13 protein-coding genes are annotated in these 20,362 nt (G+C 68.8%); 5 read left to right on the top strand and 8 right to left on the bottom strand.

The features are described from left to right. Positions 1-42: 42 nt before the first annotated feature. Genes arfB through recC form a run of 4 tightly spaced genes read right to left on the bottom strand, consistent with a single transcriptional unit; the run spans position 43 to position 9,801 of the window. A complete protein-coding gene (gene arfB / locus KDW55_RS02075; protein ID WP_209821574.1) occupies positions 43-447 on the bottom strand; it encodes an alternative ribosome rescue aminoacyl-tRNA hydrolase ArfB in 405 nt (134 codons plus the stop codon). Next, complete coding sequence (locus KDW55_RS02070) at positions 444-2,780, bottom strand: AAA family ATPase (protein ID WP_212159868.1); 2,337 nt, start codon at positions 2,778-2,780, stop codon at positions 444-446. The genes arfB and KDW55_RS02070 overlap by 4 nt, the downstream gene beginning before the upstream one ends. Then, on the bottom strand, positions 2,777-6,481 hold the full coding sequence (gene recB, locus KDW55_RS02065; protein WP_069241159.1) for an exodeoxyribonuclease V subunit beta: 3,705 nt from the start codon (positions 6,479-6,481) through the stop codon (positions 2,777-2,779). The genes KDW55_RS02070 and recB overlap by 4 nt, the downstream gene beginning before the upstream one ends. Then, positions 6,478-9,801 carry an exodeoxyribonuclease V subunit gamma gene (gene recC / locus KDW55_RS02060; protein ID WP_212159867.1) on the bottom strand — a complete coding sequence of 1,108 codons (3,324 nt, stop codon included), beginning with the start codon at positions 9,799-9,801 and terminating at the stop codon, positions 6,478-6,480. The genes recB and recC overlap by 4 nt, the downstream gene beginning before the upstream one ends. 180 nt (positions 9,802-9,981) lie before the next feature. Between recC and KDW55_RS02055 the strand changes: the two genes are divergently transcribed. Further along, complete coding sequence (locus KDW55_RS02055) at positions 9,982-12,273, top strand: FUSC family membrane protein (RefSeq protein WP_059543729.1); 2,292 nt, start codon at positions 9,982-9,984, stop codon at positions 12,271-12,273. A gap of 381 nt (positions 12,274-12,654) precedes the next feature. Beyond that, positions 12,655-14,022, top strand: coding sequence for an amino acid permease (locus KDW55_RS02050; protein ID WP_212159866.1), 1,368 nt, complete (start codon positions 12,655-12,657; stop codon positions 14,020-14,022). 167 nt (positions 14,023-14,189) lie between these two features. On the opposite strand, the gene KDW55_RS02045 is transcribed toward KDW55_RS02050, so the two are convergent. After that, positions 14,190-14,357 (bottom strand): hypothetical protein, encoded by a 168-nt coding sequence (locus KDW55_RS02045; RefSeq protein WP_014897547.1) that lies wholly within the window; start codon positions 14,355-14,357, stop codon positions 14,190-14,192. Between the two features lie 241 nt (positions 14,358-14,598). Here KDW55_RS02045 and KDW55_RS02040 point away from each other — a divergent pair, with 241 nt between their 5' ends. Genes KDW55_RS02040 through KDW55_RS02030 form a run of 3 tightly spaced genes read left to right on the top strand, consistent with a single transcriptional unit; the run spans position 14,599 to position 18,086 of the window. After that, entirely contained in the window at positions 14,599-15,642 is a 1,044-nt protein-coding gene (locus KDW55_RS02040) for a Fe(3+) ABC transporter substrate-binding protein (RefSeq protein WP_059543730.1), read from the top strand. Further along, complete coding sequence (locus tag KDW55_RS02035; RefSeq protein ID WP_040143832.1) at positions 15,632-17,308, top strand: iron ABC transporter permease; 1,677 nt, start codon at positions 15,632-15,634, stop codon at positions 17,306-17,308. The genes KDW55_RS02040 and KDW55_RS02035 overlap by 11 nt, the downstream gene beginning before the upstream one ends. Before the next feature lie 4 nt (positions 17,309-17,312). Then, complete coding sequence (locus tag KDW55_RS02030) at positions 17,313-18,086, top strand: ABC transporter ATP-binding protein (protein WP_040143831.1); 774 nt, start codon at positions 17,313-17,315, stop codon at positions 18,084-18,086. Positions 18,087-18,288: 202 nt separating this feature from the next. Here KDW55_RS02030 and KDW55_RS02025 read toward each other — a convergent pair whose 3' ends face one another. From KDW55_RS02025 to KDW55_RS02015, 3 genes are all read right to left on the bottom strand, one after another. Then, positions 18,289-18,759 (bottom strand): Lrp/AsnC family transcriptional regulator, encoded by a 471-nt coding sequence (locus tag KDW55_RS02025; protein ID WP_209825068.1) that lies wholly within the window; start codon positions 18,757-18,759, stop codon positions 18,289-18,291. A 298-nt stretch (positions 18,760-19,057) separates the two neighbouring features. Beyond that, positions 19,058-19,699 (bottom strand): NAD(P)H-binding protein, encoded by a 642-nt coding sequence (locus KDW55_RS02020; protein ID WP_209825067.1) that lies wholly within the window; start codon positions 19,697-19,699, stop codon positions 19,058-19,060. A 141-nt stretch (positions 19,700-19,840) separates the two neighbouring features. Then, positions 19,841-20,296: an Rrf2 family transcriptional regulator gene (locus KDW55_RS02015; RefSeq protein ID WP_040143828.1), complete on the bottom strand. Its 456-nt coding sequence runs from the start codon at positions 20,294-20,296 to the stop codon at positions 19,841-19,843. Between the last annotated feature and the right edge of the window lie 66 nt (positions 20,297-20,362).

Below are 20,362 nucleotides of genomic sequence, written 5' to 3'. Positions count from 1 at the left end.
CGACGGACATTCGCGCACTGCGCTCGCCGAGCCCGCATTGCGTCAGTCGATCACCCTTCCCCTTCCCGACTTCACCATGCTGCGGCGCGACTTGTGCTCGAGTCGCCGCTCCTTCGATGCGCGCGTCGGCCGCGTCGCGACCCGCGCTCGCGGCGTGAACGCAACGCCGCCGATCAGCGCATCGAGCCGCGCGAGCGCGGCCTCGCGGTTTTTCTCCTGCGTGCGGTATTCCTGCGACTTGATTACGACGACCCCGTCGCGCGTGATGCGCTGGTCGGACAGCGCGAGAAGCCGCTCCTTGATGACAGGCGGCAGCGACGACGCGCGGATGTCGAAGCGCAGATGAATCGCGCTCGACACCTTGTTGACGTTCTGGCCGCCGGCGCCCTGCGCGCGCACGGCGGTCCACTCAACTTCGGCCGGATCGAGCGTATAGCGGATCATCATCGCGACGTCTCCCTGCGGCGCCGCGCGAGCGCCTCGTCCACACGGGCGGCGAGGCCCGAATCGCGTTGTGTGCGCGTCGCGACCGCCTGTGCGAGCACGCGTCGCGGGCCGATCACCTGCACGCGCGTACGAGCGCGCGTGACGGCCGTATAGACGAGCTCGCGCGTGAGCACGCGGCCGAACGATGCCGGCAGCACGAGCGCAGCCTCGTCGAATTCGGAGCCCTGCGATTTATGGACCGTCAGCGCGAATGCGGTTTCGTGCGGCGGCAGCGCGGCGGGCGAAACCGCCCGCGCGGTGCCGTCGGCACGCCGGAACCACACGCGCAGCACGCCGTGCGCGTCCGGCAACGCAATGCCGATGTCGCCGTTGAACAGGCCGAGTGCGTAGTCGTTGCGCGTGACCATGACCGGCCGCCCGGCGAACCAGTGGGCGCCGACCGCGAGCGGCACGCGTGCGACATGCCGCACGTGCGTCGCCACCAGCGCATTGACGTGCTCGGCGCCTCGCGCACCCGCGCGCGTCGCGCACAGGATCCGGAAGCGGTTGAGCGCATCGAACAACGGCAACGGATCGCGCACCGGCTCGGACAACGCAGTACGCAATGCATCGAGATATGCGCCGAACCGCCGCGCCAGCCGCTCGACCGTCGACGCCGACAGCGTATCGCCCGCGTCGTCGTGGAACGACGCGGCCGCGGTATCGTCGGCAGGCAGTGCATCGAGCGCGGCCTGCACGTCGCCGCGACGGATCGCAAGCGACAGGCGGCCGATCGGCGAGTCGAGCCCGAAGCGGTAGTTGCGTTCGAGCCATACGACGCAGTCCGCGAGCGGTGCGGGTGCGGGTGCGGGTGCGGGCGACGCTGCGGCGATGTCGTCGGCTCGCGGTGCGGCAGCCGGGGCGAGCGCAGGATCGAACGGCGCAAGCTCGACCGCATCGAGCCATGCAAGTTCGTCGGCCTCGATCCATGCGGGATCGGACGCTGCAACTCCGTTCCCGGTGTCGGTGTCGGCCGGCGTCGGCTGCGCGAGTGGCGGTGAAGCCGCGGGCGGCGCGATGTCGGCACGACCCGGCGGTTCGTCCGACGGCTCGTCGTCAAACAGCGACGCCTGGCGCGCATCCACATGCCGCCGCGCTGCCGGCTTGCGTGCGGCCGTCGCGGGCAACGATGCGGTGGGTGGATTTGAAGCCGAAGCCGAAGCCGAAGCCGGGGCGGAGGCCGAAGCCGGCATTCGGGCGTCAACCTCGCCTGCCGTGTCGCCGTCAGGCACTGGCAACGCGGCAACGAATGCCGCCTCGTCGATCCCGAGCGCCTCCGCGATCCGGGCACGCGCCGCGGGCGTGAACGTCGGCCGCGCACTGAGTTCCGCGAACACCGCGCCGGCCTCGACCGCGGCGAGCTGATCCTTGTCGCCGAGCAGCACGAGCCGCGCGCCCGGCGCGAGCGCGTCGAGGAGATGCGCGGCGAGCGCGACGTCGATCATCGACGCCTCGTCAACGACGATCAAGTCGTACGGCAGCGGATTGTCGCGATGATGACGGAAGCCCGCCGCCCCGCCGCCGCCGAGCAGGCGATGGAGTGTGTACGACGTGTCGGGCAGCCGCGCGGCCAGTTCCGGCGGCAGGTCGCCCGCACGCGCATGCAGCGCTTCCTGCATTCGCTGCGCAGCTTTGCCGGTCGGCGCCGCCAGCGCGATGCGCAGGCCCGGATGCGCGTCCAGCAGACATGCGAGCACGCCGACGACGGTAGTCGTCTTGCCGGTGCCGGGGCCGCCGCTGACGATGGTCACACGCCCCGTCAGCGCAACGATCGCCGCGACGCGTTGCCAGTCCACGTCGCCCGTCGCCGGCCCGAAATAACGCTCGAGGCTGTCGCGCAGCCGTTCGGGCGCCAGCGCATCGGCCGGCGCGGCGACGCCGGCCTGCGCGACCAGCGCATCGGCGAGCCGCCGCTCGTAGTCGAAATAGCGCGACAGGTATAGATGATCGTGCCGGTCGACGATCAGCGGCCGCTCGTCGCCGCGCGCGAGCGCGCCGAACGCCACCAGCCCGCTCGCCGCAAGCGCCGCGCGCACGTTGTCGACCGATTCGTCGTAGCGTTGCGCAAGTGCGGCAAGCGATACGCACACATGGCCAGCCGCGGTCGCGCGGCTCGCCGCGAACGCGGCACGCGCCGCCCAACGCGCGGCGGCGGCTGGCGCCCCCGCGCGGCGCGACAGTTCACCGATACGGCGTGCAAATCCTTCCGCGAGCGCAATGCCGAAATCCGCGGGCTCGGGCAGACGCGCGACGAGGCCGCCGGCGAATTCGAGCGTATCGTCGGGCGCGTTCATGCGCGGCCCCCTTCCATCATCCTGTCGAGCGCGTCGACGAGTTCGCGCGCGGGCCGCCGCGCGTGCACGCCGGCCGGCTCGCCGCCGCTGCGCCAGTCGGGCCGCACACCGCGAACGAACAGATACAGGTAGCCCGCGATGTGCGCGTCGTAGTCGTAGTCGGGCAATCGCCCGCGCAGATAGCGATGCAGCGCGACCGTATAAAGCAGTGCCTGCAAGTGATACGCATGATCGGCCATCGCGACGTCGAGCGCGCGCGGGCCGTACGCATCGGGCGTATTGCCGAGGTGGTTCGACTTCCAGTCGACGATCCAGAACCGGCCGTCATGTTCGACGATCATGTCGATGAAACCCTTGATGAAACCGGCCAGCATGCCCGCGTCCAGCGCAACGTCCGGATAGCCGTACGCGACCAGCAGCCGGCGCAGCGCGCCCAGATCCAGCGACGGCGCCGGAAACAGGAACCCCATTTCGTCGAGACGCTTCGCGGGATCGAGATCCGCAAGCCGCATGCCCGGCACGAGTTCCGTTTGCACGACGTCGCCGACGAGCCGCGCCATCATCGCGGGCAGCCGCGCGGCGAGTTCGGGCTCGGCCTCGACCGGCCGGTCATGCAGTGCACCGAGCGCGGCCTGATGCCAGGAATCGGGCTCCGCAAACCGGCTGAGCTCGAACAGGCGGTGCAGGCACTCGCCTGCCGCCGCGCCGCGCGGGAACACGAGGATGTCGTCGTCGGGCGGCTCGGTCGCAACCGCATCTTCCAGCGCGAACGCACCGTCGGGCGTCACCGCCGCGAGCGCATCGTGATCGGGACGCAATTCGTCGTCCGGCACGACCGCGACGCCCGCCTCCTCGCGCGCCATCGACGCGGTCAGCGAACTGAAGCTCGCCATCCGCCACGCATCGCGCAGCACGCGTGTCGCATGGCGCGCCGCGAGCGTCTGCGACGCATCGTGGCCGGCCGCAAGCCGTTCGCGGCGCACCGGCACCGGCAACGGCGCGACGCTCACCGGCCCGCCGGCCAGCGCTTGCCACGCCGCGTCCAGCACCGCTTCGTCGGGCGGCTCGTCGAGCCACGCGTCGAACGTCTGGCCGGCGCCGGCCACGAGCCAGTTCAGCACGCTGCGCCGCGCCTCGCGGGTCGAGCGCGACGACAGATACGGCCCGGCGACGAGATAGCACCGATAGACCGCACGCGTGAGCGCCACGTAGACGAGCCGCGCGCGCTCCGCCGCCTGCTCCCGCAATGCCTGACGCGCTGCATGCTCGGCGGCTGCGTCGTCGCAGCCGTAATGCAGGACCGCATCGCCCGCATCGTCGTGATATTCGCGCGCGTCGGGCAACCCCGACGCGGGCGGCTCGCGCAACGCGCCATCGTTCAGGAACGGACAGAAGACGACCGCGTATTCGAGGCCCTTCGACTTGTGCACGGTCACGATCTGCACGAGGTTGCGATCGGATTCGAGACGCAGCTGGGCTTCCTCGCCGCCGCCGTCGAGCCGTTGCGCGGCAAGCCAGCGCAGCGTCGGCGCGATGCCCGGCTGCGCGGACGCGCGTGCCTGCGTCAGTTCGGCCAGATGGTTGATGTCGGTCACGCGACGCTCGCCGTCCGCACCGGCCATCAGACGTTCGGCGATCCGCAGCTCTCGCGTGAACGTGCGCCACATCACCGCAAAACCCCGTTCGCGCCACAGCAGTCGGTAGCGCGAGAAGCGCTCGACCCAGCTCATCGCATCCGCACTGTCTGCCGCTTCGCGCGACGCGTCGCCGTCGCCCTGCTCCATGCGCCACAGCGCGCCAGCGTCCAGGCCGAACCAGTCGGCCGCGAGTGCTGCGCGCAGCCGCCGCAGATCGCCCGGCGCGTCGATCGCCGCCAGCACGCGCTCGAGCTGCTCCGCGTCGCCGGTCGAAAACACCGATGCCTGCGCAAGTTCGACGCTGCCGATTCCCCACGTGGCGAGCACACGCTTCACGAGGCTGCCCTGCCGGTGCGTCTGCACCAGCACCGCGATATCGCCCGGCGACAACGGCGTGTCGCCGAGCCGCGCATGCCCTTCGCGTGCGCCGCGCATCAGGCGCGCGATCTCGGCAGCACATGCCTGCGCGGCCTGCGCCTGCGCGTCGCGCTTGAGCAGCGTGCCGTCGCCGCCCGGCAGCGACCAGATCCGGAAATCGCCGCCCGGCCCGGAATCGGTCTCGTCGACAAACGGCGGACGCACGCGCGTGCCCGCCCGCACCGCGTAGTAGTCGAGCCCGTCGAGCACGAACGCGCGCGGGTTCGACATGAAGAAGCGGTTGCACGCATCGACGATCGCAGGCGTCGAGCGCTGGTTGACGGCGAGCGTGTAGCACGCGCTCGCGCTTGCGCGCGCAGCGAGATAGGTGTGCAGATCCGCTGCACGGAAACTGTAGATCGCCTGCTTCGGATCGCCGACGAGAAAGAGCGGGCCGCCCGGCGCGAAGATCCGGTCGAAGATCGCGAACTGCAGCGGGTCGGTATCCTGAAATTCGTCGATCAGTGCGGCAGGATAGCGTGCGCGCAGCGTGTCCGCGAGCCACGGATGCGCATGCAGTGCGTGGTACAGATTCGCGAGCAGGTCGTCGAACGACACGATTCGACGCGTGCGCTTGCGCTCGGCCAGCTCGGCCGGTGCCGTGTCGAGCCACTCGGCGATCAGTGCGAGCCAGCGCCCGCGCTGCGCGGCCTCGGCCGCGGCCACTGCCGCTTCGAGCGCATCGGCCACGTCGAAGAACGCGTGTTCGGGCGTTGCGCCGCCTTTCTTCGTCGCTTTCACGAGCGCGGTGCGCGTCAGCTTGAGCGCGGCTTTCGGAAGCGCGGCCTGCGCATTGCCCCGTGCGAAATGCGCGGACCACGCAGCGAGTGCGTCCGCGACTGCATCCGGCTTGTGCGAGCGCTGGTTCAGCGCGGGCTGCGCGGTGCGCAGCAACGCGTCGATCGCGTCGCGCTCGTCGGCCCACATCCGCGCGGCCTCGGCAAAACATTCGTCGGCAGCGGCCTCCGCCGATTCGTCCGGCTCGACGACGCCGTCCCAACGCAGCGCAGCGAGCGGCTTCTTCAGCCGCCGTGCGAGTTGCGCATCCAGCGCGGCCGGCCCCGCCCCCGAATCGACGAGCCAGGTCGCGAAGCCCGGCCAGCGGCCGGCCATCGGTTCGACGCGCGTGCGCCAGAAGTCCGCCGCGAGTTCGAAGCGCAGCGCCGCATCGTCCGCCTGCATGTCGAACGCGAACGGCATGGCAGCCGCGAACGGCGCTTCCTGCAACGCACGCTGACAGAACGCGTGGATCGTGTGGATCGCCGCCTGGTCGAATGCACGCAGCGCTCGGCGGATCCGCTTCGCCGCCGTCTCCGGATCGAGCGCGCCCGCCTCTCCGAGCGTCGTCTCGACCAGCCGCGCGACGAATGGATCGCCGCCGTCGTCGCCGGTATCGAGCGCATGTGCGAGCTGCGCGAGCCGCCCGCGGATCCGTTCATGCAATTCCGCCGTTGCCGCCTTGGTAAACGTGACGACGAGGATTTCGTCCGCACCGAGATCCTTTTCGAGCAGCAGGCGCACGTAGAGCGCGCAGATGTTCCACGTCTTGCCGGTACCGGCGGACGCCTCGATCTGGTTGACGCCATCGAGCGGGCACGCGAACACGTCGAGTTCGAGCGCCGCCTGTGGCCGGGTTGCGGCGCTCATGCGTCCTCCTTCAGATGTTCCCGCATCGGCTCGAACACGAGCCGCGCGAGCGTGCCGAACGGCTCGTCGAGCGACGGACGGGCGCCCCGCCATGCGATCGCGATGGCCGGATCGTCGGCTTCGCTCGCCACGCGTTCGTTGATCCACACCGTCGCGGCCTTGGCCTCGCCGTCGGACACGCGCGCCCACGCACTGCGCGGAAAGAATCGCAGCGGCATGCGCCGGCCCGCGCGGAACAGTGCGGCTAACGGCCCGAGGTGTTCGAGCGGCGCCGCGACGGGCGTGAGTTCGAACGCGCCGCCGCTGCCGAACCACAGCGTGCGGCGCGGGCCGCCGGGCTCCACCGCGCAGTAGACGAGGTGCGCGAGCCACGCGGACAGGTAGTCGCGCGCGCTCGGCCGTGCGTAGCGGTAAATGATCTGGCCGGTCGGCGTCACCCTGTTCAGCGTGCCGTGCAGTTCGAGCGGCGCGCTCACCGCATCTTCGGACAGCATCGCTTCATCGGCGCCGAACAGCGCGTGGCCGGTGTCGGGCCATGCAGGTGCGATCTCGAGCGTGAACGGCCGCCGCTCCGCTCCGTCGGCCAGTGCGCGGCGCACGCTCGACGCCAGTTGCATCATCGAGTCGAGCGCCTGGTCGCGCCAGACTGCGCCCGTCGCGCCGCCCGGCAGTTCCGGGCTGGCATCCGCGATGCGCAGCGCGTGGTCGTGTGCGCCGCCTTCCTCCGTTTCAATCAAAAGCGGCAACACGCGCTCGGCAAGCGCATCGCTGCCCGCGAAGTCCAGCGCGAACGGCTCGGTGTCGAGCAGTTCGGACTGCGCGTCGGACAGCACGATGCCGAGCCGCGCGCGCAGCAGCGCGCGGGCGGGATGCCGCCAGAAACGCTCGAATTCGCTAAACGCGACGGGTTCGACCGGCTCCGCCGGCAGCGGCTGCGCGAAGAACGGCTGCTCCCGCGCCGTTTCGACCGCCAGCAGCGACGCGAGCGCAGCACGCTCGGCGTCGTACGACACCAGTTCGCTCCCCGGCCGGAAATACTCGGCCGCGAACGGCTGCAGCGGATGCTCGACGATGAACGCGCGGCGCGCGGCATCGACCTCGTCCGGCGCGGCATCCGCGCCCGCCGTGACGATTGCGAGGTGATCGAGCAGTTCGTCGACGAGCGCCGCGGGCGGTAGTGGCGCGTTGTCGCGAATGCTGCGCCCGGTGTACGCGATCAGCAGCCGGTCGCGCGCGGCGAGCAGCAGGTCGAGGAACAGGTTGCGCTCGTCGTCGCGACGCTGCCGGTCGCCAAGCTTCGGCAGTACGGCCATCAGGTCGAATTCGTCGGCGCGCGCGAGACTCGGCAGCACGCCGTCGTCCATCCCGAGCAGGCACACCACACGGTACGGCAGCCCGCGCAGGCTTGTCAGCGACGAGAACGTGACGCCGCCCCACGGCACGCCGCCGCGCGCCGGATCGTCGAGCGCGGCCGCCAGCCCCGCGCGCACGACGGCCGCGGGCAATGCTTCGTCGGGCGCGCCTTCCGTCATCGCGGCAAGCATCGCGTCGAGCGCGTCGCGCACACCCGCGAGCGCATCCGCATAAGCGGCGCCGGAGTCGAAAAATCGCGCCAGCGTGTCGGCGAACAGCTCGCTCCACGCGCGCGGCGTGTGCGCGTCGGCAAGCCGCCGCGCGAAACCGTCGAGATCGTCGGTGAAACGGGCGAGCCGGCCGAGCAGTTCTGCCTCGCTGCCGGTGGCCGCCTCGATCGGCAGCCACGCGCCGACAGGTGCCGCGCCTTCGGGCATCGCATAGCCGAGGAACAGTCGCGCGAGCGCATCGGAGAACGTATGGCGCGGCGCCGGCACAGCCGCATCGTCGCTCGCCGCCGGCGAGAGCCCGCGGCGTGCGCCGGCGGCGGCGAGCCACGTTTGCACCGTTTCCAGCGCGGCCGCGTCGATCCCGTAGCGCGCGGCCACTGCGTCGACGCGCAGCCACTCGACCAGCTCCGGCGCGCCGACCTGCCGCTCCGGCAATGCGAGCCATTCGAGCAGCACGCGCGCGATCGGGTTCGCCTGCGACGGCGGCAGCCCGGTGATCCGGTAAGGCACACGCGCACCGCTGCTACCCGCCGTGCCGAATACCGCGTCGATCAGCGGGCCCGCCGCCGCGAGATCGGCGACCGCCACGAGCACGTCGGACGGCTGCAGCGTCGAGTCGGCATCGAACCACGCGAGCAGGCGGTCGTGCAGCACCTCGAGCTGACGTGCGAGGCTGTGACACACGTGCACCTCGATCCCGCGCTCGGCCGGCGCGTCGCCGAGCTCGGCTTCCGGCTGCAGCTCGAGAATCGCGTTCTGCACGCGCGCAAGCCAGGTCGGCGCGGGATTCGCAACGTACCGCGACGCATCGCCTGACGCAGCGCTTTCAGTCAGCTCATGCAGCATGTGCAACTGCGCCTGCGTCTGCCGGCCCCACTCCGCAAGCAGCGGATGGCCGACTTCCTGATAGTCGAGCCGGCCGGCTGCATCGAGCGCCTCGGCATGCGCGGCCGTGACGATATCGAACCAGAATTCGCGGCACGGGTTCAGCGCATAGACGCGCACGTCGATCCACCGCGACAGCTCGCGCAGCAGCGCAACGTGCAGCGGCGGCATCGTCGGCAGCGCGAACACGCTGACCGATTCCGGCCACGCCGCGCGCGCGACGGTTTCGGCATCGAGGTGGCGCGCTTCGACGAGAAAGCGATGTGCGGGCGGCGTGCCGCTGTCGCTCAGTTCAGCGAGCAGCGCACGCCACAGCGCGGCCTGCCACTGCTCGTCGTCACGTGCGGCGTCGCTGATCCCGCGCGGTGCGGCGTCGCCCGCCAGCACCGATTCGCCGGCCTGCCATGCGGCCAGCCATTCGGGCCGGTAGGTCAGGTAATGATCGAGCACCGCGGCAACGCGCTGCGCGAGCTCGTAGCGCATCGCGTCGTCGGACGCGGACAGATACGCGGCGAGCCGCGGCGACGCGAGCCACGGCGCGCCGCCCGCGGCCTGCGCGAACAGCCGGTAGCACCGCCACACGAGGCGGTCGGGCGCGAACGGCGAGCGCGCAGGCACCGTCAGCACCCGACCGATCTGCGCCCACAGCCATTGCGCGAGGTACGTAAACTCGACGTTCGCGCACACGCCGTGGCGCACGGCGATGTCGAGCTCGAGCCGGCGGCGCAGCGCCGCGCTCGGGACGATCACCTGTTGCGGGACCCACGGGCTGCGGGCCGGAAACGCGGCCAGGTCGTCGAGCAGCGCGTCGGCCAGCGTTTCGTGACGGTTCGAATAGAAGAGATGGAGCATGAAGCGGGTGTCTGGGCGTCGCGCGGCCGGGCCGCACGAACGGGAGCACCAAGGATAGCAAAAGGACCGCCGCGGCGAACCTCGTCCGAAAGGCCAGGTTTTGCGGACCGCGAAATACGATAGACTCGTCGCCAGTCAATACGCCGCTCCGGGCGTCTTCGTCTGTCATTCAGCCCATCGATGCGCTATTCGGTCGAAATCAGAAAGTTTCTTTACAGCCAGTACTTTTTCGGCGGCCTGCGGATCGCGGTCGGCGTGTCGTTGCCGGCCGTGCTGTGTCTGATCGTATTCAACAACCGGGAGCTCGGCTTCACGATCTCGACCGGCGCGCTCGGCGCCTGCGTGGTCGACATGCCGGGCCCGCTGAAGTACAAGCACAACGAAATGCTCGCGTGCAGCGTGATCGGCTTCCTGGCCGCGCTCGCGACCGGCCTCGCGACGCCGAACATCTTCGCGCTGTGGCTGACGATCGTGCCGCTCACGTTCGTGCTGTCGCTGATCGTCGTCTACGGCAACCGCTGGCCGCAGATCAGCTTCGCGACGCTGTTCATGATGGTGATGACGCTCGAGGAAAAATTCACGCCGCTGCAAGCGTTCGTCAACGCCGGATGGATTCTCGCCGGTGGCCTCTGGTACACGTACTGGGCGACCGTGGTGTCGCAATGGCAGGCGCGCAGGATCGAGCAGCAGGCGCTCGCCGAGAGTCTGTTCGCGTGCGCGGACTACCTGCTCGCGCGCGCGCAGTTCTACGATCTCGACGCCGATCTCGACGAGTGCTATCGCAATCTGGTTGCCAAGCAGATTACCGCGGTCGAAACGCAGGAAACCGCACGCGACATCGTGCTGCGCAACCTGCCGAAGCTGCGCCGCGGCAAGCTCGATCCCGGCCGCACGACGATGTACAACCTGTTCATCAACAGCGTCGACCTGCACGAGCTGTTTGTCGGCGCGCATACCGACTACCCGCTCGTGCGCAATACGTTCGGCGGCTCGGACCTCATCATTTTCTATCGCGATCTGATCCGCAAGGCGGCCGCCGATCTCGAAGAGATCGGTCTCGCGGTGCTCGAGAACCGCGCGCCGCATTCGCGCATCAGCGTGAAAGCCGAACTGCGCGCGATCGAGTACGAGATCGAGCTGATGCGCAAGAAGAACTTCCCGGCGAGCAATGCGGAAGCGTACGCGGCGGTGCTCGCGACGTTCCGGCGCATCTGGAGCGCGACGCGGCTGATCGACCGGATGCGCCGCAATCTGTCGGGCCATGCCGACCCGCAGCAAACGGAACTGAAGATCGACAAGGCGCTCACGCGCTTCCTGCAGCGGCGCCGGATGTCGCCGCTGCTGATCTTCTCGAACCTGAACATGCGCTCGCCAAGCTTCCGCCACGCGCTGCGCGTGACGATCGCGGTGGCGGTCGGCTTCTGGCTCGGCCGGCTGCTGCCGCTGACGAACGCGTACTGGATCGTGATGACGACGATCATCATCCTGAAGCCCGGCTATTCGCTCACCAAGCAGCGCAATGCGCAGCGGATCGTCGGTACGCTGATCGGCTGCGCGGCGAGCATCGCGCTGATCTACACGGTGAAGGAGCCGCACCTGCTGATCGCGATCATGTTCGGGTCGATGGTGATGAGCTACAGCCTGCTGTTGTTCAACTACGCGGCGAGCGTCGTGTTCACGTCGTCATACGTGCTGCTGATGTTCCATCTGCTCGCGCCGGGCAGCATGCGCATCATTGGCGAGCGCGCGATCGACACGGTCGTGGGCTGCATGATCGCGATCGCGGCGAGCCGGCTGTTCCCGTACTGGGAATACCGGCTGATGGGCAAGCTTGTCACCGACATGCTTACGTCGACGCGCAAGTATTTCGAGGCGGTGTGGCGCGCCGGGCGCGGTGCGTCGCCGCCGCCGGTGCCGGCCGGCGACGGCGCGGCCGTCGTGGGGGTCGTCGCCGCGGCAATCGAAACGCCGGCCGGCACGCTCGACGACGATTATCGCTACCGTCTCGCGCGCAAGGACGTGCACATCGCGTTCGCAAACCTCGGCCAGGCGTTCCAGCGGATGATGATCGAGCCGAAGGCGCACCAGCGCTTCGTGCCGGAGCTGAACGATCTGCTCGTGCAGACGCACGTGCTCGGCGCGCAGATCACCGCAGCCGCGCCGTTGATCCGCAGCGCGTGCGCGGCCGACGAGCATCTCGCGCACGACGACGCATTGCACCGCGCACTGTCGGCGGTGCTCGAGAACCTCGAGAAGGCGGAGGCCGGCGAGCCGCCGCCGGCCGACCGGATCGAAGCGACGAAACAACTCACGCGCGACCTCGATGCAATGGTCGTGTCGGCGGAAAAATCCGAAGCGGTCGGTGCGGACCTCACGCATGACCTGAAGGTGCTCGCGCACCAGTGCAAGCAGATGCTCGCGTCGTCGCTGCTGATCCGCAAGGACGCAAGCGTGATCCGGCTGCCCGCATGAACGTGTGACATTGCGCTGCTGTCGCCGGCCGGCCCGCACACGCACGCGGGTCGGCCGGCGGTGCTTGCGCCGTTCGCGCCCAACCGTACCTGAAGCATGGCCAACCACCGGACGGGCGACGCCCCGCACCGTTCCCGGCGTTTCCGCCGTTCCTGCAACGTTCTCCGCGAAGCATGATCCACCCGCCCCACGCGGCCGGCTCGCACATATCGCTGCGGCCGCACGCCCGATTCCTCCGCTCGCGCCAGTCAGGGAATACCCGATTCCGCTCGCGTAGCCCCGCTTGTTATTATTCGTTCACGTTCAAGTTGTATATACAACTTAAGCCAACAGGACCGGCCCCGCTCGCCAGGTCCGCCGCATAACGATATCGGAGACTCGATGAAAAACTTGCAGCGCCATCTGGGCGCGCGGCACATCCGCTTTCTCGCGCTGGGCTCGGCAATCGGCACCGGCCTGTTCTACGGCTCCGCGTCGGCGATTCAGCTCGCGGGCCCGGCGGTGATCCTGGCCTACATCGTCGGCGGCGCGGCCGTCTACATGGTGATGCGCGCACTCGGCGAAATGGCCGTGCGCGAACCGGTAGCAGGCTCGTTCGGCCACTACGCGAGCGAGAACCTCGGCCCGTTCGCGGGTTTCGTCACCGGCTGGACCTACACGCTGGAAATGGTGATCGTCGCGATTGCCGACATCACCGCGTTCGGCATCTACATGGGCTTCTGGTTTCCGGACGTGCCGCAGTGGATCTGGGTGCTCGGCGTCGTCGCCGTGATTTGCGGGCTGAACCTGTGCCACGTGAAGGTGTTCGGCGAGCTCGAGTTCTGGCTGTCGATCATCAAGGTCGGCGCGATCGTCGCGATGATTGGCGGCGGCGTCGCGATCCTGCTGACCGGTATGCATTTCGGCCATTCGGCCGACGTGCCGACGATCGCGAACCTGTGGAACCATGGCGGCTTCTTCCCGAACGGAATCGGCGGGCTGATCGCGTCGCTGTCGGTCGTGATCTTCGCGTACGGCGGCATCGAGGTGATCGGGATGAGCGCCGGCGAGGCGAAGGATCCCGAGCGCGTGATTCCGCGCGCGATCAACGCGGTGCCCGCGCGGATCCTGCTGTTCTACGTGCTGACGATGGTCGTGCTGATGTCGATCAGCCCGTGGACCGGCGTAGGCGGCGACGGCAGCCCGTTCGTGCAGATCTTCTCCGCACTCGGTGTGAAGTCGGCCGCGACGATCCTGAACCTCGTCGTGATCAGCGCGGCGATTTCGGCGATCAACAGCGACATCTTCGGTGCGGGCCGGATGATGTTCGGGATGGCACGGCAAGGCCAGGCGCCGCGCGTGCTGATGTCGACGTCGCGGCACGGCGTGCCGTGGGTCACGGTGCTCGTGATGGCCGGCGCGCTGCTCGTCGGCGTGCTGCTCAACTACCTGATGCCGAAGGATGTGTTCCTGGTCGTGGCCGCGATCGCGACGTTCGCGACCGTCTGGGTGTGGCTGATGATCCTGCTGTCGCAGGTCGCGATGCGCCGGCGCCTGTCGCACGCGGAAGTCGCGGCGCTGAAGTTCAAGGTGCCGCTGTGGCCCGCTGCGCCCGCGCTGACGATCGCGTTCATGGGATTCGTGATCGTGATGCTGGGCTGGTTCGACGACACGCGCGTCGCGCTCTACGTCGGCGCGGCATGGCTCGCCCTGCTCGCGGCGGTGTTCTACGTCCGGATCCGCCCGAAGTTCGCGGCTGCGTCACGGTGACGCACGAGTAACTTTCCACGCGGTGCGCCGGCTTCGGCGCCCGCGTTTTCCGCGTCAATTGCGGCGTGATGTGACGCATCACCCGCCACAGCTCCCGCCCTCTCCTTGCTGCGCATCGCCGCCAGACCGAAGGCCCAAGCAGCAATCACGCGGCGGGTCACACAACGTCAGTGCGACGCGGCGCTCGCACTCGCAGCCTCGGCCGGATGGGCCTCGTCGTACGCGCGCTTTTGCGAGATCGCGTTGTACAGGATCGTCCCGATCACGAGCAGCACCGCCACGACGATCAGGATGCTCACGTTGCGGACAGGGTTCTTCTTGCGCTGATCGTTCATGGTCGGGGCGGCTCCGTCGGATTCGTTGAAGCGGGCATTCTACGCGCTTGTACCCGTGCCGCGCCCAGCCGTTGCGTTAACCGACCTTCACCTTCCCGCCGCCTTTCGCACGCTTTCATTTGATAATCATTCCCATTTCGATTTAGAATCGCAAATCTTTCGTTTTGTAATGTTTCGGGCCGCTCGGGCGGCAGGCACGTCCCGAAACGCTTCCTCCTCCGCCTGCCTCACTGGAGTCACCATGTCGAATCCGCGCACCCGCCTGCTGCCGCTCGCCGGCGCCCTCGCCGTTGCCGCCGCCGCGTTCGCGCCGCTTGCCCAGGCCGCCGAGGAAGTGAGCCTGTACACGACCCGCGAGCCGAAGCTGATCCAGCCGCTGATCGACGCGTTCACGAAGCAGAGCGGCGTCAAGGTCAACACGGTATTCGTGAAGGACGGCCTGCTCGAACGCGTGAAGGCCGAAGGCGCACAATCGCCGGCCGACGTGCTGATGACGGTCGACATCGGCAACCTGCTCGACCTGGTCGACGGCGGGCTCGCGCAGCCGGTGCGCTCGAAGGTGCTCGACGACGCGATTCCCGCGAATCTGCGCGGCGCGCAAGGCGACTGGTATGCGCTGTCGCTGCGCGATCGCGTGTTGTACGTCGAGAAGGACCTGAAGGTCGACACATTCCGCTACGAAGATCTCGCCGATCCGAAATGGAAGGGCAAGGTCTGCATCCGCTCCGGCCAGCATCCGTACAACACGGCGCTCGTCGCCGCGATGATCGCGCACGACGGCGAGGCTGCGACCGAAAAGTGGCTGCGCGGCGTGAAAGCGAACCTCGCACGCAAGGCGACCGGCGGCGACCGCGACGTCGCGCGCGATATTCTCGGCGGCATCTGCGACGTCGGTCTCGCGAACGCGTACTACGTCGGTCACATGAAGAACGCGGAAGCCGGCACCGATGCGCGCAAGTGGGGCGATGCGATCAAGGTCGTGCGTCCGACCTTCGCGAACGCGAAGAGCGGCGGCACGCACGTGAACATCAGCGGCGCGACGGTCGCGAAGCATGCACCGCACAAGGCCAACGCGGTGAAGCTGCTCGAGTACCTGGTATCGCCGGAAGCGCAGGCGCTGTATGCGCAGGCGAACTACGAATATCCGGTGCGCGCGAACGTGAAGCTCGACCCGGTGATCGCGAGCTTCGGCCCGTTGAAGATCGACCCGCTGCCGCTCGCCGACATCGCGAAGCATCGCAAGGCGGCCAGCCAGCTCGTCGACAAGGTCGGCTTTGACAACTAACGCACCTTTCGTCCGCGCGCGTCGCCAGCCGTTCCGGTTGCGCGCGGGCGGCGTCTGGCTGGCTGCGGCCGTCGCGATCGCCGCGGCGGTCGCGGCGCCGCTCGCGGTGCTGGTCGCCGCCGCGTTCGGCGCCGATCTCGCTCACTGGGCGCATCTTGCCGAATTCGTACTGCCGCAGGCGCTCGTCAATACGCTGATGCTGCTCGCGGGCGTCGGCGCGATCGTCACGGTGATCGGCACCGGCTGCGCGTGGCTCGTCACCGCGTACGACTTTCCCGGCCGCCGCGTGCTGACCTGGGCGCTGCTGCTGCCGCTCGCGGTACCCACCTATATCGTCGCGTTCGCGTATCTCGACCTGCTGCACCCGATCGGCCCCGTGCAGGGCACGATTCGCTGGCTGCTCGGCTTCGACAGCCCGCGCCAGTTCCGCCTGCCCGATCTGCGCTCGCTTCCGGGCGCGATCTTCGTGCTCGGCTTCGTGCTGTATCCGTACGTGTACCTGAGCACGCGAGCGATGTTCGTCACGCAGTCCGCAAGCCTGCTCGAAGCCGCGCGCACGCTCGGTGCCGGACGCATCGTCACGTTCTGGCGCGTCGTCGTGCCGCTGGCTCGGCCCGCGATCGCGGTTGGCGTGAGCCTCGCACTGCTCGAAACGCTAAACGACATCGGCGCGTCCGAATTCCTCGGCGTACAAACGCTGACGGTGTCGGTCTACACGACGTGGGTCACCCGCTCCGATCTCGCCGGTGCCGCGCAGATCGCGCTCGCGATGCTCGCGATCGTCGTCGGCATGATCGCGCTCGAACGCTACGGGCGCCGCCGCCAGCGCTACGCGCACGGGCGGCGCATGCGGCCGATCGCGCCGCGCACGCTGACCGGCGCAACCGCCTGGTGCGCGGCCGCGTTCGGCTGGCTGCCGGTTCTGCTCGGCTTCGGCGCGCCGGCCGCGTATCTCGCGGTCGAAACCGGCAAGCGGGTGCACCTGGTCGGCGGCGTATCGGCGCAGTTGCTGACCGGGCTCGCGAACACGTTGTCGATCGCCGCCGCCGCGACTGCGGCCACGCTCGCGTGCGGGCTCGTCGTCGCGTGGGCGGCGCGCGCGCAGCGCGACAGCGCACGTGCGGGCCCGGCCCGCGCATGCGCGCGGATCGCGAGCCTCGGCTATGCGGTACCGGGTACCGTGCTCGCGATCGGGCTGCTGATTCCGTTCGCAGCGGCCGACCGGCTGCTCGGCGCCGCACTCGGCCGGGACGGGCTGCTGCTGATGGGGTCTGCGGCCGCACTCGTGATCGCGTACACCGTGCGCTTTCTCGCGATCTCGGCCGGCAGCATCGAAGCCGGACTCGCGCGCATTCCGCCGTCGCTCGAACATGCCGCGCGCTCGCTCGGCGAGACGGCCGGCGGCACGCTGCGCCGCGTGCATCTGCCGCTGCTGCGGCCCGCACTCACGACGAGCGCGCTGCTCGTGTTCGTCGATGCGATGAAGGAGTTGCCGGCGACGTTGCTGCTGCGTCCGCTGAATTTCGACACGCTCGCGACGTGGCTGTATGCGGAAGCCGCGCGCGGCACCTACGAAGAAGGCGCGGTCGCCGCGCTCGCGATCGTGCTGGCCGGGCTCGTGCCCGTGATCCTGCTCGCGCGCACCCGCCACAAGATCGGAGCCTGACACCGTGACCCTGCTTGAACTTGACGACCTCTGCGTCGCCTACGACACACCGAGCGGCCGCCGCATGGTAGTCGACGGGCTGAGCCTCGCGCTTCCGCGCGGCGACATCGGCTGCCTGCTCGGCGCATCGGGCTGCGGCAAGACCACGGTGCTGCGCGCGATCGCCGGCTTCGAGCCGGTGCGGACCGGACGCATCGTGCTGGACGGCATGCCGGTCGCGGCGCCATCGCTCGACGTGCCGCCCGAACGGCGGCGTATCGGAATGATGTTTCAGGACTACGCGCTGTTCCCGCACCTGAGCGCGGCCGACAACGTCGCGTTCGGGTTGCGGCGGATGCCGAAGGCCGAACGGCGCGCGCGGGTCGCCGACATGCTCGAACTCGTCGGGCTCGCGCAATCCGGCAACGCCTACCCGCACGAGCTGTCGGGCGGCCAGCAGCAACGTGTCGCGCTGGCTCGCGCGCTCGCACCGTCGCCGGAATTGCTGCTGCTTGACGAGCCATTCTCGAACCTCGACGTCGACACGCGCGAGCGTCTGGCGTTCGAGCTGCGCGACATCCTGAAACGTACAGGTCACACCGCGATCCTCGTCACGCACAACCAGGCGGAAGCATTCGCGATCGCCGACCGGATCGGCGTGATGAAAGATGGGCGGCTCGCGCAATGGGACACGCCCTATGCGCTGCACCATCATCCGGCGAACCCGTTCGTCGCCGAATTCGTGCGCCGCGACGCGCTCGCGGACGAACGTGCGCGCGCGTTGGCGCGCGGCCGTTGAGCGCACGGGGCGCACGTCGACGGCGCGCGGCGGCAGCGGCGGCACCCGGATGCGCACGCATGGATAACGGCGCACGATACGTCGCCATTAACATGCCGCACGCGGCCGACTGCACGCTGACGAATCGGTGGCTACGGCACGCGCGGGCAGCGGCCTCAAGCGCTGCGGCAGCGCGGCCGACCGACACGCGGCGTCCCGCGCGCTACACCGGCTCGGACAGGTCGCGCACCGGCAACGCAGTCGAATACTTGATCTGCTCCATCGCGAACGACGAACTCACGTCGAACAGCGGCACCGCGCGGATCAACTGCTTGTACACGCGATCGTAGTCGTCGATGCCGGTCACCACGACGCGCAGCAGATAGTCGGTCTCGCCGCTCATCCGGTATACCTCGACGACTTCCGGCATGTCGCGCACGGCTTGCGTGAAACGCTGCGCCCATTCCTCGGTGTGCTGATTCGTGCGAATCGCGACGAACACGGTCGTTCCGACGCCGAGCTTGCGCGGATCGCACAGCGCGACCTGTGCGCGAATCGCACCGGTCTCCTTGAGCCGCTGCACACGCTTCCAGCACGGCGTCTGCGACAGGTTCACGCGCTGCGCGAGTTCCGCGATCGGCAGCGTCGCGTCTGCTTGCAACAGCTCCAGCAGCTTGCGATCGATGGCGTCCATTTACCCAGTCCCTCGTAGATAGAAATTTTTTCTATGCATCGTGCACGACGGGGAACAATATGAAAACCACTCCGCGGCGTCGACCGGGATAAACACTGATCGCGCAAAGAGCCGGCGGCCATGTGTACGGTCCGCGTACGCCGGGCTGCCTAGCGGCGCAAGAGCAGACGAAACAGGCGATTCCGCCCGTCAAGGGGGAACCGCCTGAAGTCGTCGATCGCACGGGGCGCATGCGCGCCCTACGCGCACATACGGCGCATGATGCGGGAGCGCTGCGTGTGCGCCGCCGTCCCTTCGCTCAATACGCGACCGTCGCGACTTCGCGCACGAAGCTCCGATGCTCGAGCGCATCGACGAATGCGACCGCGTAATCTTCCGCCGAGATCTTGCTATTGCCCTGCGCGTCCGCGATCAGCTTGCCGACGCCCGTGCGGAACGTACCCGTGCGCTCGCCCGGTGCGATCTGTGCGGCCGGCGCGAAGAAGGTCCAGTCGAGATCGCCGACGGTCTGCAGGTATCCGAGCGCGTCCCGGTGAGCGAGCGCGACCGCCTTGTATGCATCGGGGAAACCTTCGGTATCGACGAGCTGCTTGCCCGGTGCGACTTCCAGCGAACCCGCGCCGCCCACGACGACGAGCCGCTTCAGCCCCGCCTGGCGAACGCCGGCCACGAGGGCCCGCGCCGCCGCGACGACCTTCGCGGCATCGTCCTGCTGCGGGCCGTACGCACTCGCGACGACGTCGTGACCCGGCAGTGCGGCCGCGATGCTGGCCGCATCGAATAGATCGGCCGCCTTCGCGGTAATGCCGTCGCCGGCCGCGCCGGGATGGCGCGACAGCGCGGTCACGCGATGGCCGCGGCGTGCGGCCTCCGTCGCGATCCGCGAGCCGATCATGCCGGTGGCGCCAAACAGCGCGATGTTCAAGCTACGTTGCGTCATGTCGATTCTCCATCAATAAAAGTAACTAAAGCGATTACATATAAAGCCGAAAAAAAACGGAGCGGAACTCCGTCGTGCCGGTCGCCGCGCGTGTGCGTCGCCCGGCATCCCGCCCGGTGTGATGCGCGTCGCGGCCCGTGCTTAGCCGCTGGCGCTACCCGCCGGCCGGTTGCGCTGCTCGGATTCGAGCACGTCCGCCGTGACGTCAGCAAGCGTTCGCGTGGCGAGTGACGCTTCCATTGCCCGCTGCGCGTCGCCGATGTAGTCGATCAGCACACCCTGGATGTGCCGGCCGACGACGCACGCGGGATTCGGCGCTTCACGGTGCAGCGCGAACAACTGCGCATCGTCGACCGCGCGGTACACGTCGAGCAGCGTAATTTCGCCGGGCTCCCGCGCGAGCAACGCGCCACCGCCCGCGCCGAGTTGCGACGTGGTCAGCCCCGCGGCCGCCAGCATCGAAAGCAACCGACGGATCAGCGCCGGATTCGTGTTCACGCTGCCCGCAATGATGTCGGACGACAGCGGCACACCTTCCTGCATCGACAGCAACGCAAGAACGTGAACGGCAAACGCAAACCGGCTGCTGGTATTCATTCCTCGTCCATTCGGCGACGCCGGCCCGAACCGCAGCCGGCGACAATGTGTAACCACTATAATTAC

The organism is Burkholderia sp. AU19243, from assembly GCF_018148075.1.
Classification (GTDB): Bacteria; Pseudomonadota; Gammaproteobacteria; order Burkholderiales; family Burkholderiaceae; genus Burkholderia; species Burkholderia latens_A.
This window is presented reverse-complemented; position numbering and strand designations above follow the sequence as displayed.

Excerpts from the sequence above, each read along its gene's own strand:
- KDW55_RS02050 (WP_212159866.1), top strand. The coding sequence starts at position 12,655 with ATGAAAAACTTGCAGCGCCATCTGGGCGCGCGGCACATCCGCTTTCTC.
- arfB (WP_209821574.1), bottom strand. The coding sequence starts at position 447 with ATGATGATCCGCTATACGCTCGATCCGGCCGAAGTTGAGTGGACCGCC.
- KDW55_RS02040 (WP_059543730.1), top strand. The coding sequence starts at position 14,599 with ATGTCGAATCCGCGCACCCGCCTGCTGCCGCTCGCCGGCGCCCTCGCC.
- KDW55_RS02020 (WP_209825067.1), bottom strand. The coding sequence starts at position 19,699 with ATGACGCAACGTAGCTTGAACATCGCGCTGTTTGGCGCCACCGGCATG.
- KDW55_RS02015 (WP_040143828.1), bottom strand. The coding sequence starts at position 20,296 with ATGAATACCAGCAGCCGGTTTGCGTTTGCCGTTCACGTTCTTGCGTTG.
- KDW55_RS02025 (WP_209825068.1), bottom strand. The coding sequence starts at position 18,759 with ATGGACGCCATCGATCGCAAGCTGCTGGAGCTGTTGCAAGCAGACGCG.
- KDW55_RS02055 (WP_059543729.1), top strand. The coding sequence starts at position 9,982 with ATGCGCTATTCGGTCGAAATCAGAAAGTTTCTTTACAGCCAGTACTTT.
- KDW55_RS02045 (WP_014897547.1), bottom strand. The coding sequence starts at position 14,357 with ATGAACGATCAGCGCAAGAAGAACCCTGTCCGCAACGTGAGCATCCTG.
- KDW55_RS02070 (WP_212159868.1), bottom strand. The coding sequence starts at position 2,780 with ATGAACGCGCCCGACGATACGCTCGAATTCGCCGGCGGCCTCGTCGCG.
- recC (WP_212159867.1), bottom strand. The coding sequence starts at position 9,801 with ATGCTCCATCTCTTCTATTCGAACCGTCACGAAACGCTGGCCGACGCG.
- recB (WP_069241159.1), bottom strand. The coding sequence starts at position 6,481 with ATGAGCGCCGCAACCCGGCCACAGGCGGCGCTCGAACTCGACGTGTTC.